Origin of the sequence: Phosphitispora fastidiosa, from assembly GCF_019008365.1 — a bacterium.
Lineage (GTDB): Bacteria > Bacillota > Thermincolia > Thermincolales > UBA2595 > Phosphitispora > Phosphitispora fastidiosa.
On record NZ_JAHHUL010000025.1, the window covers coordinates 36,572 to 51,291 of the forward strand.

Annotated in this window: 14 protein-coding genes; 3 read left to right on the forward strand and 11 right to left on the reverse strand. The window is 46.5% G+C overall.

Features of this window, described 5'->3' with window-relative positions:
* Positions 1-55: 55 nt before the first annotated feature.
* The 7 genes from proC to Ga0451573_RS17460 all read right to left on the reverse strand — a co-directional run bounded on the left by proC (position 56) and on the right by Ga0451573_RS17460 (position 5,669).
* Positions 56-871, reverse strand: a complete 816-nt coding sequence (proC, locus tag Ga0451573_RS17430) for a pyrroline-5-carboxylate reductase (RefSeq protein ID WP_231685439.1) — start codon at positions 869-871, stop codon at positions 56-58.
* Between the two features lie 15 nt (positions 872-886).
* Positions 887-1,333 (reverse strand): cell division protein SepF, encoded by a 447-nt coding sequence (locus Ga0451573_RS17435; RefSeq protein ID WP_231685440.1) that lies wholly within the window; start codon positions 1,331-1,333, stop codon positions 887-889.
* Between the two features lie 36 nt (positions 1,334-1,369).
* The gene (locus Ga0451573_RS17440; protein ID WP_231685441.1) at positions 1,370-2,056 is read right to left on the reverse strand and encodes a YggS family pyridoxal phosphate-dependent enzyme; all 687 of its coding nucleotides are present in this window, start codon (positions 2,054-2,056) and stop codon (positions 1,370-1,372) included.
* Positions 2,057-2,110: 54 nt separating this feature from the next.
* Complete coding sequence (locus Ga0451573_RS17445) at positions 2,111-3,100, reverse strand: biotin/lipoyl attachment domain-containing protein (protein ID WP_231685442.1); 990 nt, start codon at positions 3,098-3,100, stop codon at positions 2,111-2,113.
* 229 nt (positions 3,101-3,329) lie between these two features.
* Positions 3,330-3,992 carry a phosphate signaling complex protein PhoU gene (phoU, locus tag Ga0451573_RS17450; protein ID WP_231685443.1) on the reverse strand — a complete coding sequence of 221 codons (663 nt, stop codon included), beginning with the start codon at positions 3,990-3,992 and terminating at the stop codon, positions 3,330-3,332.
* Between the two features lie 74 nt (positions 3,993-4,066).
* Entirely contained in the window at positions 4,067-4,822 is a 756-nt protein-coding gene (pstB, locus tag Ga0451573_RS17455) for a phosphate ABC transporter ATP-binding protein PstB (protein ID WP_231685444.1), read from the reverse strand.
* Positions 4,823-4,952: 130 nt separating this feature from the next.
* Complete coding sequence (locus Ga0451573_RS17460) at positions 4,953-5,669, reverse strand: metallophosphoesterase family protein (RefSeq protein ID WP_231685445.1); 717 nt, start codon at positions 5,667-5,669, stop codon at positions 4,953-4,955.
* Between the two features lie 198 nt (positions 5,670-5,867).
* Here Ga0451573_RS17460 and Ga0451573_RS17465 point away from each other — a divergent pair, with 198 nt between their 5' ends.
* The 3 genes from Ga0451573_RS17465 (at position 5,868) to Ga0451573_RS17475 (ending at position 9,667) form a co-directional block, all read left to right on the forward strand.
* The gene (locus Ga0451573_RS17465; protein WP_231685446.1) at positions 5,868-6,467 is read left to right on the forward strand and encodes a helix-turn-helix domain-containing protein; all 600 of its coding nucleotides are present in this window, start codon (positions 5,868-5,870) and stop codon (positions 6,465-6,467) included.
* A 258-nt stretch (positions 6,468-6,725) separates the two neighbouring features.
* The gene (locus Ga0451573_RS17470) at positions 6,726-7,796 is read left to right on the forward strand and encodes a rhodanese-like domain-containing protein (protein ID WP_231685447.1); all 1,071 of its coding nucleotides are present in this window, start codon (positions 6,726-6,728) and stop codon (positions 7,794-7,796) included.
* 47 nt (positions 7,797-7,843) lie between these two features.
* Positions 7,844-9,667, forward strand: a complete 1,824-nt coding sequence (locus Ga0451573_RS17475; RefSeq protein ID WP_231685448.1) for a methyl-accepting chemotaxis protein — start codon at positions 7,844-7,846, stop codon at positions 9,665-9,667.
* A gap of 334 nt (positions 9,668-10,001) precedes the next feature.
* Here the strand turns inward: Ga0451573_RS17475 and pnpS are convergent, their stop codons facing one another.
* From pnpS to Ga0451573_RS17495, 4 genes are all read right to left on the reverse strand, one after another.
* Positions 10,002-11,777, reverse strand: coding sequence for a two-component system histidine kinase PnpS (pnpS, locus tag Ga0451573_RS17480; RefSeq protein ID WP_231685449.1), 1,776 nt, complete (start codon positions 11,775-11,777; stop codon positions 10,002-10,004).
* A gap of 2 nt (positions 11,778-11,779) precedes the next feature.
* Entirely contained in the window at positions 11,780-12,490 is a 711-nt protein-coding gene (locus Ga0451573_RS17485; protein ID WP_231685450.1) for a response regulator, read from the reverse strand.
* 30 nt (positions 12,491-12,520) lie between these two features.
* Positions 12,521-13,345: a peptidoglycan editing factor PgeF gene (gene pgeF / locus Ga0451573_RS17490; protein ID WP_231685451.1), complete on the reverse strand. Its 825-nt coding sequence runs from the start codon at positions 13,343-13,345 to the stop codon at positions 12,521-12,523.
* Between the two features lie 136 nt (positions 13,346-13,481).
* Positions 13,482-14,720 (reverse strand): LysM peptidoglycan-binding domain-containing protein (locus tag Ga0451573_RS17495; protein WP_231685452.1); only part of this gene is annotated, 1,239 nt, incomplete at its 5' end.

The window sequence follows — 14,720 nt, forward strand, 5'->3', positions numbered from 1 at the left end:
AAAAGAACCTCCCAGCTTGCCCGGTCCGGACCGGTTTATTTGTCAGACAGCTCTGTTAATCTTTGCCCAGTTCTCCGGCTCGTTCAGCCGCAGCCATAACAGCATCCATCAGGGCTGCCCTGACCCCTGATTTCTCCAGGACATGAAGCCCGGCAATAGTGGTTCCACCCGGAGTTGTAACCATGTCCTTCAGGACGGCAGGATGCCTGCCGGTATCTCTGACCATTTTGGCAGCTCCAATAAGGGTCTGGACGGCCAGAGATGCAGCCACATCCCGAGACAGGCCTGCCCTTACGGCTCCGTCGACAAGGGCTTCAATAACAAGAAAAACATATGCCGGTCCACTGCCACTGAGACCTGTAACTGCATTCATCAGGTTTTCCGGCACCCGGACCGCCAATCCGGTACATTCCAGAATATCTTTTACCAGTTCCTCCTGCTCAGTGTTAACAGAAGACCCGGGAGTATATGCCGTGGCGCCCTCACCTATCAGACAAGGCGTATTGGGCATAACCCTGACCACAGGCGTGCCGGAAGGCAGCAGGCCTTCCATAAATTCAAGAGAAATCCCGGCTGCTATAGAGACGTGTAATTGTCCTGCAGACACCTTGGAGGCAATTCCGGCTAAAACATGGCCCAGGACAAAAGGCTTCACTGCGTGAATAACCACTGCAGCATTGTCCACCAGCTCCAAGTTATCCTGTACATAGTTTATTCCGTAAGTTTCAGTTAAATACCGGCCCCGCTCACAATTAACGTCACTCGCCCATATATTTGATGCGTCTGCAAACTGCCTTCCCAGGAGGCTTTTGATAAGGGCTTCAGCCATTGCGCCGGCTCCGATAAAACCGATATTCTTTTTAATAGACATAATCGCGGCCCCCCGTTAGCGAACCCAGGTGAACAGGCCCTTTTCCTTGTCTTTTTCCTTTTCGGCGTTCTTTGCTTCACTGGCAATATCCATATTGCTGGGAACAAACAGGAATATTCCATTCCCCACTTTCTGAGTACTTCCATTCAGGGCATATGTAGTTCCGCTGATAAAATCAACCACCCTTTTCGCCAGTTCCTTATCAGCTTCTTCCAGGTTAACTATCACAGGCCTTCTGGTCTTCAGGTTATCAGCAATGTTCTGGCAGTCTTCAAAGACTTTGGGTTCACAAACAACCACCCTGATGTTCTTCTGGGTGTGAAGACTGAAAATATTGCTGTTTTTCTTTTTCTTTGCCGACGAGTCATCTTCAGCAACCATGGTTTCCTCATCTTCGAGAATTTCCACTTCTTCCTCTTCAAAGCCCATAAACCCAAGAACCTTGTCCATAATCCTGCTCATTCCGACTTCCCCCTTTTCGTTTTAATAACCGCCTTCTTATTTTCTCGTACCAAAAATTGCGCTGCCAATCCGGACAAGGGTTGCCCCTTCCTCAATGGCAACTATATAATCATTGGACATTCCCATAGAAAGATGCCGCATATCCACACCCGGAAGGTCCATTTTTTTCACATTCCCGGCGAGCTTCCTCAGTTCACGGAACACCGGCCTGATTTCCTCAGGATCTGAAACATAGGGTCCTATAGTCATCAGCCCTCTAATCCTGATTCCCTGAAGCTGCGCCGCAGTTTCAACAAAATCAATAACCTGGTTAGCTTTGATACCGTATTTATTGGGGTCCTCGGCGATATTAACCTGAACCAGCACATCCATTACCCTGCCCATTGAGCTCATCCGCCTGTTAATTTCTTCCGCCAGTACAGCGCTGTCTAAGGAATGAATCAGGGAAACCTTGTCAGTAATATATTTTACCTTGTTTCGCTGCAGGTGTCCAATAAGGTGCCATTCTGCCCCCTCTACGAGGGGGTACTTTGCAGTAAGCTCCTGAACCCTGTTTTCTCCCAAAATGAGCAGTCCGGCAGACACCGCTAACCTGACAGTTTCTACAGGTACTGTCTTGGTAACAGCCACTATCCCAATTTCTGCCGGGTCTCTGCCGGACCTGGCTGCAGCCTGCCTGACATCTTCCAAAACTTCATTAATATTTGAGGTTAAATCACTCATCTCAAAAAGAGCACCACCTTATTGAAAATCCCCGGAACGGCGATCAACCAAAATTTAGGGCAGCTTAAGAGTGAAGCCCTCTTTAACATATTGGGGATTAAGGACTACTTTCAGGTCTGCTGTGACACCGGTAATCACTACTTTATCACCGACCCGGCCCTGGATTTCAACACCCTTCCACCTTACCCGCTCCTTATAAATTGTAAAAATTCCATCCTTTCCTTCCTTGCGCACAAGGGCACCGGCAGGAATGAAGAACCCTTCATACCTCTCTGTGATTACTTTAAATATGATGGTTCTTGGAGCTATCAGGTTGTTGGCATAGCTGGTCAAGCTAAGCAGCAGCCGACCGGAGTTGCCTCCAAAATCCTTTTCAGACAGGACAGCATAGGAGACATCTTTTTCATCAGAGCCTAAGGAAAGCAAAACAGTACTGCCTTTTTCCATATCTATAGAATTTACTTCATCAGAGGGAACTGCAATAACAAACAGGGGTTCCAGGTTGTTGACTATTTTAAATACCGGGCTCCCTTCCTCGATCTGATTCCCCGGCAGAACCTGTTTAACCTCTGCCTGTAGTGTTTGGACTTTTTCCAAATCCAATTCATTAATATTCTTCCTTGAATAAACTTCTTCCAGGCCATCCAGGTGATAGCTGACTATTCCGGCCCGGGGCGCTGTAATATTATATGCCTTCTCCCCCGAATGGCTGTCCAGTGATACTGCCACCACCTGAGCCACTACCTGTCCCACCCGGACACGCTCCCCTCCCGGAACAATCACCTTCAACAGGCCTGTCCTGGGCGCAGCTACCGGTATCTCATCCCTGACGAGAATTCCCTGTGCGGGAACAGCTGCCTGCACAATACCCCTGCTGACCATCTCAACTTTGGCCAAACGGGCCACTACCAGGTCGTGAACAAAGTTGTATGTTAAAAAAATGAGATATAACGATATAAGTATCAATACTAACTTGCGCAGCGCTCTGCTTGGATTTCTGCGAACTCGAACCCTTACTTCTGCCTCGTTCTTCGATGTCTGCATAAATTATCGTCCTTCCCCGGTTCAAGCCTGTAACAGGAAATATATTCTACATTTGGCCCAACAACTCCTGCTATTGCCGAAAATTTGCGGTAGGTAGAATCAATTACTAAGATTGAATGCGGAAAATCCATTGTATACAGCAAAAATCAAATAAGGGCAGATGTATTCCCAGGCAGACAAATCTCTGCCTCTCGGAACACCTCTACCCTATTCATATTTATAATCAACTTTAATCATTTAAATCGGGACGTTCTCCGGTAACCAGATATATCACCCGTTCCGCGATATTTGTGGCATGATCTGCAGTTCTTTCAATATACCGCCCTACAAACAAAAGGTAAGTTGCCTGGGTAATAGTCCTGGGGTCTTCCATCATATATGTGAGCAATTCCCTGAAAATCTGCGAATATATGTGGTCTACTTCATCGTCCTTTTCATTAAGTGTACCCGCCAGTTCGACATCACCTTTGACATAAGCATCCAGTCCATCCTTTACCATCTGCTGGGTCAGGGCCGCCATCCTGGGGATATCCACCAATGGTTTAATCAGGGGCTGTCCGGCAAGCTTTTTGGTGACCTTGGCAATATCCTTGGCATGGTCTGCCATTCTCTCAAGGTCAGTGATAATTTTAAAACCGGTGCTGATTTTTCGCAGATCCTTGGCCATCGGCTGTTGTGTGGCAATTAGTTTGAGACATAGATTCTCAATTTCAAGTTCCATCTGGTCAATTATTTTGTCTCCCTTGATAACACTGTCGGCGAGTGAAACATCCTGTACTGCCAGGGAATGAACCGCATTATATATCGCCTGTTCCACAAGGCTGCCCATGCGCAGGATTTCCTGCTGTAATTCTTCGAGGGCCCGGTCAAATGATTGGCGTGGAGAACTCATAAGGTTACTCCCCCTTCTATAAATGGTTTGTAATAAATATTTTATAGTAATTCCCGCGGTTTTCCAATAATATTTTAACCAAACCGACCGGTAATATAATCCTCTGTCCGCTTATCTACAGGTGCGGTGAAAATATTTTCGGTAACCCCAAATTCAACCATATCCCCGGTCAGGAAAAAGGCTGTATAGTCCGAAACCCTTGCAGCCTGCTGCATATTGTGCGTAACTATAATAATAGTATATTTCTCCTTAAGCTCAGCCATCAATTCCTCTATCTTGAGTGTGGAAATAGGGTCCAGGGCGGAGGACGGCTCATCCATCAGCAGAACCTCAGGTTCGACTGCCAAAAGGCGGGCAATACAAAGCCTCTGCTGCTGACCTCCCGACAAGCCCAGGGCAGGTTTTTTGAGTCTGTCGCTGACCTCCCCCCAGAGGGCGGCGTCTTTCAGACTCTTTTCCACTATTTCATCAAGCCTCTTTTTATCTTTCAGACCATGAATCCTCGGTCCGTAGGCCACATTATCATATATTGACATTGGGAAGGGGTTGGGCCTCTGAAAAACCATACCAATCCTTTTACGCAGATTAACTACATCAATTTCGGAGCCGAAAATGTCAGTTCCATCCAATTCGACCTCTCCCTCAATACGGACACTGTCGATAAGGTCATTCATCCGGTTTAATGTACGCAGAAAAGTCGATTTCCCACATCCCGAAGGGCCTATTAAAGCTGTAACCATGTTTTCCTGGATGTCCATATTGACTTTCTTCAAGGCATGGAATTCACCGTAATAAAGTTCCAGGTCTCTTACCATGATTTTTGAAGGCATCCTGAGCGCTTCCTCCCATCAAAACCTGCACAAGGCAAATTAATTAAAAGCCGAATTTACTATATCATAGTATCTTTAGTAAAATGTTATTAGATTGTTAAGTTTGTGTTAAAACGCCGCAGCAGGCCCGTCAAGACTTTCCAGTCCTGATAATATCGATCAGCGCCTCCGGCATCCCCCTCTCCGCCATTGCCTTGGCAGTCGATGCAGCATCATATTCCACAAAGATAATTTCCGCAGTGTTTTTGCCGTTTATTTCAATCAAAGCATATGTAGCCCTGGGGTCACCGTGTTTGGGTTTACCGACACTCCCGGCATTGACCAGCAGCTTTCCGCCTACCGATCTGATAAACGGAATATGTGTATGGCCGCATACCAGGACATCTGCCGTACATTCCATAAGGATACTGTTGACCTCCTTATCCGAAAGGTTCTCATGAAGGTATTCGTTTAGCTTCCGCGGACTTCCGTGAACTATCCTGATACCGGCATTTTCAGTCCCCATGTCAATCCCAAAGGGTAGCTGCTTTAAATAGAGCTTGTTCTCGGCGGTGACATTTTCTGCAGTCCACCGAACAGAGAAGGCCCCTATAAGGGCAGCTTCTTCATCCTCATAATCGCACCCGCAAACCATTCTTGAGTTTCCAATTGTATCATCGTAATTTCCCATTACACTGGGGATATTTCTCCCCTGAAGCAATTGGATAACCTCATTGGGAAACGGCCCATAACCAACAATATCCCCAGCGCAGCAAACGGTATCCACCTCTCTTTTCTCAATATCAGCCAATACCTTTTTAAGAGCCTCCAGGTTTCCGTGGATATCGGAAATAACAGCAAGCCTCAAGAAAAGTCACCCCCAATAAATAATTTAGATAATAGTTTCGTTATAAATAATAGAATCCCCTTTTTTCGAGCCATTTTAACATATCAAGGCAATATTTACTCCATAAATACTGATTAAAGTTGAAATTATCACAAAATACCCTTATAATTTTAGATGAGCAGTCTAAAAATTATGTTTTCTTGAAACGGTGGGACATATATGAAAAAAATAAAATCAGACGAATCTTCTGCTGTAGAAGAACTTGCCCTGGGAGATAAACTAAGGGCGCTGAGAGAAGAACGTAAACTTACCCTTAAGGACATGGGTGATCTTACGGGCTTGTCATTTACTTACCTGAGTGAAATTGAACGCGGTACAGTATGCCCCTCTGTGGAAACCATCAGATCCCTGTCCCAGTTTTTTGATATACCTGTCAGCATGCTGGTAAACAGCCAGAAAACCAGCAGTCTTCCAACCAAACTTCAGTATATAAGGAAATTAAAGAATTTATCCCAAAAGGAGCTGGCACAACGAGCAGGGGTTTCCCCTGGACTCGTGGCTCAATTGGAACTCGGCAAGGTAAACGCATCCCTGAAGACCGTGAATAAACTGGCAGATGCCTTGAATATCTCTGTCTGCTACTTAATAATGGACCAGCAGGAAATTGACGGAGTAATGGCCGGAATCAGTCCAACACTGAGAAATATGCTGCAGGATCCCAAAATCCAGGCTACAATAGGTTCAATATGCACCTTAGATGAAGACCAGTTAAAACTTGTGCTGAATTTTATTAACATGGTTAAAAACCCTATATTTTAAACAATATGTGTAACTCTAATTAAAGGATGTTATCAGCGGTGGGAAGTGTGATGCTTTCCAGTGGCTGATGGCATCATTTTTTATGGTCAACATTTCTTATTAACTTTTTTATGGTCATTCGCCCATAAAAAAGAGGAAATTGATGGTTACGTGTCGAAATTTGTATCATTATATGGTTTTTTAACCCAAACGGTTATTATTTATATATATCAGGTTACCAAACATGCAGAGCGCAAAAACTGACAAGGAGGGAAGTTTATGTTTAACCGGGAAAAACCATTATGGCTTTTTGTAATAATTACTCTTACATTAGTCATGATGGGTTCTCTGGCAGGTTGCGGCGGTGATGACGACGAACTGGTGCTCAGGTACATCGCGGACGAGTTGGATTCAGCCAAAACTGCAGCCCCTGAAAACGGTGAAAAATCCGGTTCCGGGGCAGCTGCCCAGATAATCGAAGCAACAAACAGCTACCTTAACACAGGAAAAGCGCCGACTATTTCTGTCGAGGACGTCTACAATAATGTTATCATAGGAAAAGATCCCAGCTATCAAATCCTGAGTATCCGCAAACCGGAGGACTACGCCAGGGGACACCTTCAAGGAGCCATTAACGTGCAGTTCGGGCAGATTTATAAACAAGAAAACCTGGACAAACTGGATAAAAACAAGAAGATTATCGTAGTTTGCTATACAGGACATACCGCCAGTTATGCTGCCATGTTCCTAAATCAGCTCGGCTATGAAGCCTATGCCATGAAATTCGGCATGATGGGCTGGACTTCGGACAGTGATGTCCTTGCTCTGACCCCATTCACCAAAGCTGCAGACTATCCGGTAGAAACCAAGGTTAATACCGCAGAACCCACCCATGACCTACCGGCAATCAGCACCGGAGCCAAGGATGCTGCAGGTATTGTTGCTGCCCGCACTGGGGAATACCTGACATCAGGCAGGGCTCCAACCACCTCAGTGGAGGATGTCTATAATAATGCAGTTGTTAACAAAGACTCTGATTACTTCATTCTCAGCATTCGCAGACCGGAGGATTATGCCAAGGGACATATCCCCGGCGCTGTAAACATACCTTTTGCCCAGCTCGCCAAAGAGGAGAACCTGAAAAAACTGCCGCCAGACAAAAAAATTATCGTTGTCTGCTATACAGGACATACCGCCAGTTATGCTGCTATGTTTCTGAATCAACTTGGATATGAAGCCTATGCCATGAAATTCAGCATGATGGGCTGGACCTCGGACAGTGATGTCCTTGCCCTTGTACCGTTTACAGGAGCGCCGGGTTATCCTACTGTATCCGGCCCCAACCCTTAATCAGTGCAGATTACTTTGAAGATCAATTTATCTGGGAGGTGAACCAAATGAAAACCCGCCGCGGATGGGGTTTAGGTCTGAAAATGACAATATTTGCAGCTATTCTTGTGATTGTTACCACAGTCATCTTTGCATCTGTTGTCATTAACAGGGAAACAAATATGATCAACAGGGAAATCCTGAGTAAAGGAATGAGTATCGGTTCCGCTTTTTACGGGGTAGCCGTCAACAATATTCAGCATAACGAGTTTTATACCATTGAAGAGGGCTTTCTGGCTGTAACCAAGCAAAATAAGGATATCAGTTACCTGATGCTCATTGATAAAAGCGGCAAAATTTTTGTCCACAGTGACCCCAATGAAAAGGGTAAGGTTTTAAATGACCAGATAACTCAGATGGTATTACCGGTAGATGAAGCCGCATTTGTTGCTGAATCTCAGCCGACCGGTGACAAGATATATCATATCGCTATTCCTGTCACCTCCGACCTGGAACGCTGGGGATTATTAAGAATCGGGTTATCAAATACCAATGCACAGCTTCAAATCGCAAGCTCACGTAATTATGCCATTGGTTTGTCGATTGTACTGACTCTCATCGGAATCGGAGGTGCGCTGGTGTTCGGAAGAAGCGTTACCGGACCGATAAAATCACTAGTCAACAGTATGAACCAGATTGCCGCCGGAGACTTCACCGGTGAAGTCAAAGTCAAGTCCTCCGATGAAACCGGGGTGCTGGCTGATTCGGTAAATACCATGCTCAAGAGTGTCAAAAGACTGATATCTGAAGTAAAAAATGCAGGCCAGCAGATTATTCAATCAAGCCACCAGTTAGCCGGCCATGCTTCACAAACAGCCGGCTTCACTCAAAATGTCGCCGCCACCATAGAACAGCTTGCAGAGAAAAACAATCAACAGGCTGAAGATGTTACCGAAACCACCCATACCATTGAACAACTAAATCTCGCGGTTGCTCAAATAGCTTCCGGGGCGCAGGAACAGGCCGGTAATATCAACAACACCTCCTCACTGGTCAACGATATGGCAGGTGCGATACAGGAACTGGCCACAAACACCAAAAATATCACCGAAGCAGCAAACAAGACTTCTGATGTTGCTAACAGGGGCATGACCACAGTTGGGGAAACTATGGATGGCATGGAACGTATTAAAGCCAAAGTCTTTGAGACCGCAGGCAAACTTAAGGAACTGGCCGGGAATTCTGAAAAAATCGGTGAAATAATTATGGTGATTGACGAAATTGCCGACCAAACCAACCTTCTGGCCTTGAATGCCGCCATAGAGGCAGCCCGGGCAGGAGAATATGGCAAAGGCTTTGCCGTTGTGGCTGATGAGGTAAGAAAACTGGCTGAGCGCTCAGGCAAAGCAGCCAGGGAAATAGCTGAACTTGTAAAAGGTATCCAAAACGGAACCGGACGTTCTGTTAAAGCAATGGAAGAAGGCATCAAGGAAGTTGAATACGGTACTGAACTCGGCAAAAATGCCGACCTCGCTTTAAAGGAAATCGCTGAACATATTAATTCAGCCAATGAATTTATGCAGCACATATCCAACGCCGCAGAACATATTGCCGTTAACAGCGAACAGGTTGTTGCCTCCATCGAGAGCCTGGCAGCCATCGCCGAGGAGAATTCGGCCTCGGCTGAAGAAATGGCAGCCGGAAGTGATCAAGCCCTCTCTGTGGTCAGTAATATTGCCGCAAGTGTTGATACAACAGCAAATCTTTCAGAAAAGGTATCTGCTTCCACCCGGGAAATGGTGAACACCTCAACTGAAATTGCCGGGGCATCACAAAACCTTGAAAGACTTGCCCAAGCGCTGGAACTCTCGATCAGCAAGTTTAAAATCTAACAGTTGGCTTTCGGAAATAACTGGGAATGAAACATGGCGATATGTTGTACCGATTTTCTGCACTGCCGCCTATGAGTCTAAACTGCTACCCCCGGCAACAAGCCAGCGTCCCCGAACTTGATGGCTCAATGGGTATTTTTCATTAGAAGACCGCCGGGAAGTTTTGGCTTGCCAAAACTTCCCGGCGGTCTTCGCCATCTTCGGACATGCGGGGACTCCCTGGCTTGTTGCCTGTAATTGCAGTAAGACTGATAAACGGCGGCAGTGCAAGGAAAATCTTGTACAACATATCACCCTATTCCACGGTTATTTCCAAAGCCAACTGTCAAGGGACTCATCCTTGGTCACCACTCGGAAGGAAAAATGTAAAAGTACTGCCCCGGCCTACCCTGCTGGCTATATCTATGGTTCCACCATGGACTTCCAGAATGTGTTTTACTATTGCCAGGCCTAGTCCGGTCCCACCCATTTCGCGCGATCTGGCCTTATCAACCCGGTAAAAACGTTCAAACAGGCGTGGAATACTCTCCCACGGAATACCGATACCGGTGTCTTTAACCGCCACTTTAATCCCGTTCTTGACTCTTATAGCAGTAATATTAATGCTGCCCCCCTCAGGGGTATATTTAATGGCATTATCCACAAGATTTATCATAAGCTGCCCAATCATGTCGCTGTCAACCTTTAATGCAGGTAGTGGGCTCTTTATGTCTACATTAAGGGAAAGGCTTTTTTCATTAGCCTGGGGCGAAAGCACTGATACCACATTCGAAATTAGCCTTTCCAGGTTAACAAGCGTCTTATGTATTTCGCCCTGTTTAGCCTCAATCCTGGACAGGCTTAACAAATCTCCGATCAGCCTATTCAACCGGTCGGCCTCATCGTTAATTATTTCCAGGAAATGCCTGGCGGTTTCCGGTTCCTTCAGCGCCCCATCCAGCAGCGTCTCCACAAAGCCTTTGATGGAAGTTAACGGTGTCCTTAATTCATGGGAGACATTGGCAACAAAGTCTGTTTTCATCCGCTCCACTTCACGAAAGGCCGTTACATCTCTCATCACTGCGACAACACCTACAACACCAGTTTCGTTGGTAAGAGGGGCGGTGCTTACCCGAAATGTTTTGGGGTCGGGCGTAAATACCTGAAGCTCCCGGGTAATCGACTCACTGCTGGACAGCGCCAGGTGGAGAAGCCTTTCCAGGTCAAAGTTACGTACTACCTCAATGACACTTTTCCCCAGGATGTGCTCATATTTTATATGAAACATCCGTTCTATGGCCGGATTTATCAACAGGATGTTGCCCTTCCCGTCAATAGCAATAACCCCATCATTCATACTGGTAAGAATAGCGCTGACCTTATTTCGTTCTTCAGTGATTTGGCTGATGGTGTCCCTGAGACGCTGTGCCATATAGTTAAATCCGCTTCCCAGAGCGCCGATTTCATCTTTTGCCTTTACATCAACATTTAAATCAAGCTTGCCTTCAGCCATTTCTTTAGCCACCCAGGTCATTTCCTGCAGTGGAACAACCAGAGTTGAGGTAAATGAGGAAACAACAACTACAGTCAATATAAGGGCCACAAAAATAGCCGTACCGATACTCCACCTGATATGATTTTGTCCCGCTTCAATCTCACTCCAGGGAACAGCAACCCGAACCGCCCCGTAAATGTCATTATCTTTTTTTACCGGAACAGCAAAATAAATCATCCGTTTACCCGCACTTGAACTATACCTGATAGCTTTCCCGGTTTGATTATCCAAGGCCTTCTGAATTTCGGGACGGCTGAAATGATTAACCATAGAATCCTTATCAGCTACTGAATCCCCTAACACCTGTCCTTTGGCGTCGATAACTGTAACCCTGGCAGCGATGTCTCTTTGTGCTTCATGAGCATAGACATCAAAATATTCCGCTCCTGCTCCATCTGAAAAATCATCTTTTAGGTTGTCAGCTAGGAGTTTGGCGTAGGATACCATATTTTCCTGGGTTTTGTCATACAAATACTCTTCCATTAAATTCATCAGGTAGAAGCCCAGCAGGAAAAGAAAGACTGCCGTGACACTGAAAAATACCGCTGTCAGCCGCCATTTGATGCTTTTGAACATTGTCAGCTTTTCTCCTTAAACTTATATCCTACTCCACGGACTGTTTCAATATATCTGGGGTTTGCCGGGTCAGATTCCAGCTTTTGCCTAAGATGCCTGATATGGACATCAACAGTCCTGGAATCGCCAATATATTCATATCCCCAGATAGTTTCCAACAAGAACTCGCGGGATAATACCCTGCCCCTGTTTTTAGCCAAAATCCGCAGCAGCTCAAATTCCTTCGGGGTAAGCTCGAGCCTGGTCCCATCAATAACCACTTCAAAACGGTCAGGATCAATAATCAAGTCATTAATGCGGATAACCTGTCCACTTATTTCCGGATTCTGCTGCTTTGCAGTGATACGCCTGAGCCGGGCCTTTACCCTGGCAATCAACTCGCGCGGGCTGAAGGGTTTGGTAATATAATCATCTGCCCCTATCTCCAGGCCCAGAACCTTATCGATCTCTTCGCTCCTGGCCGTAAGCATTATAATCGGGATCTCTGCCATTTCAATATCCTTTTGAATCTGCCTGCAGACTTCAAAGCCATCCATCTCCGGAAGCATTACATCCAGTACTATCAAGTCCGGTTTATGTTCTGCGGCCATTTTGTAAGCCTTCAGTCCATCCTGGGCGCTGATGACATTATATCCTTCTTTCTCAAGGTTAAACCTGACAAGTTCAACGATGTGGCTCTCATCATCAACTACAAGAATTGTGGGTTTACCCATAAAACATCATTCTCCCTCTTCGGATGCCGGTTACTTCCGGAGCATTATGAAGGCACCCATTCTCCCCGTTACTCCCTGGCTTCCCCTGTATGAAAACAGCATGTCCTGATTACACGAGGTGCATATATGAGACATTTCAACATTATCTGACCTAATCCCTGCCTGAACCAATATGTTCCTGTTTGCCGCGGGCAGATCCAGTCTGACCCTTCCATCAGCACCGGGATTCAGCACCTGCTCACACCAGTCGTATTGATGCCTGAACCGGTCTGAAACCATTACATCCACTTCATAGCAGCACCGGCCAATGGCCGGTCCGATTCCCGCCAGACAATCCCTTGGGTTGCTGCCGAAAACCTGTGCCATCTTCTTCAGGGCTTCTGCGCCGATTCCAGACAAAGTGCCCTTCCATCCGGCATGCACAGAGGCGATAACCCGCTTCACCGGATCCATTATAAAAAGAGGAACACAATCGGCATAAAAAGTAGCCAAAAGCACTCCGGGCACATTGGTAACCAAACCATCGGTGTCAGGCAGTGCGGTATCATAAGAAAACGCCCCCGCTCCGGCATGCTCCTGACCTACAACCCGGATAACGGAGCTGTGAACCTGCTGTGCGGTAACCATCTGCTCTATTTCAGCCTCCAGCGCCCGGCACACTTCCTGTCTATTCTTAATAACCGTCTCCGGATAATCTCCCACATGACAGGCAAGGTTCAAGGTATTATAGGGGTTTTTGCCTGCTCCGCCGTTACGGGTACTGAATCCGTGCTTCACCAGACCGGACCTGTTAAATGACGGGATTTCCAACATTACTATATTCCCATAAGCCTTTTGAATAAACCCCTGTTCCAAGAATATGCCCTCCCTGTTCAAGTACTAATTAAAGTTATTCTTTACAGCAAAACTTATTCCTCTATTTACTGATTAACATTCCCTGGAGCCATTTGCTTTAAAGCTAAAGGGCTGCCTTTTAAGGCAGCCCTTTAGCTTACTTTGCAAAAACATGGTTCCCAATCTGTTTAATAATGGGCCTGGTCCAAATCCATTTGCTGGTAGCCTCATGAGGATTCCAATAATACAGAGCTCCCATTGACGGGTCATCCCCATCAACCGCTTCCCTGGCTGCTTTGTATGCCTGAACATCGGGCTCAAGGTTAATCTGCCCATCTTCAACAGCAGTAAATGCTCCCTGCTGGAAGATTATACTCCTGATACTATCTGGAAAATCCTTGTGCTCCAACCGATTCAGGATAACCGCTCCCACGGCAACCATACCCTCATATGATTCTCCTCTGGCCTCGCCATAGATTGCCCTGGCGATTAACTCAAGGTCACCCGCCTCGGCATCGATAGCAGACATAGTTGCCCGGGAATTCCTGCTTACATTGGGAGACTTGGGAATCACCAGCAACTGGCCTTCGTAAAGCCTGTCAGCTGAAATCTGATGTCCGGTAATGTCCCCAGTGCTGACTTCAAATTTTCCGGCAACCCCTTCCAGGGTCTCGCCTTTCCTGACCCTGTAAAGAGTACCTCTGTCCGCGTCAGGGATCTTCAAAATCTGGTCCGGATATATCCAGATATCTTTAATTCCGTTTAAGGACATGATGTCTTCATAGCTTACCCCAAGGGCAAGTCCGATAAAGTAAAGGGTATCCCCCTTCTTAATGCGATATTCCAAGACACCTTTAGAGGAATCCACCCCGGGAATACTCAGTTCCTGGGCCGGATAAATTAAGTGGTCTGTCAACTGATTGGCTTTCATTATTTCCTGATATGACACTCCAAGGCTTCTGCCAATCAGCCACAAGGATTCCCCTTCCCTGACAGTATACCTTAACACTGCACTATCTCCGGTCTCCACCGGCTGTGCTACAGCATCATTGGCTACATCCAGATCATTGACCTGTTTAAGACGTTCAACCGGAACACCGGTTTTTTCACTAATGTTATCAAGGGTATCTCCCGGTTGTACAATATACCCGGCATCCGAATCCGGCTGCTCTACTGCAGGCTGCTCGGCCACAGGTTCCTCAACCACAGGTTCCTCAACCACAGGTTCCTCAGCCACAGGCTGCTCTACTACAGGCTGCTCGGCCACAGGTTCCTCAACCACAGGTTCCTCAACCACAGGTTCCTCAACCACAGGTTCCTCAGCCACAGGCTGCTCTACTACAGGCTGCTCGGCCACAGGTTCCTCAACCACAGGTTCCTCAACCACAGGTTCCTC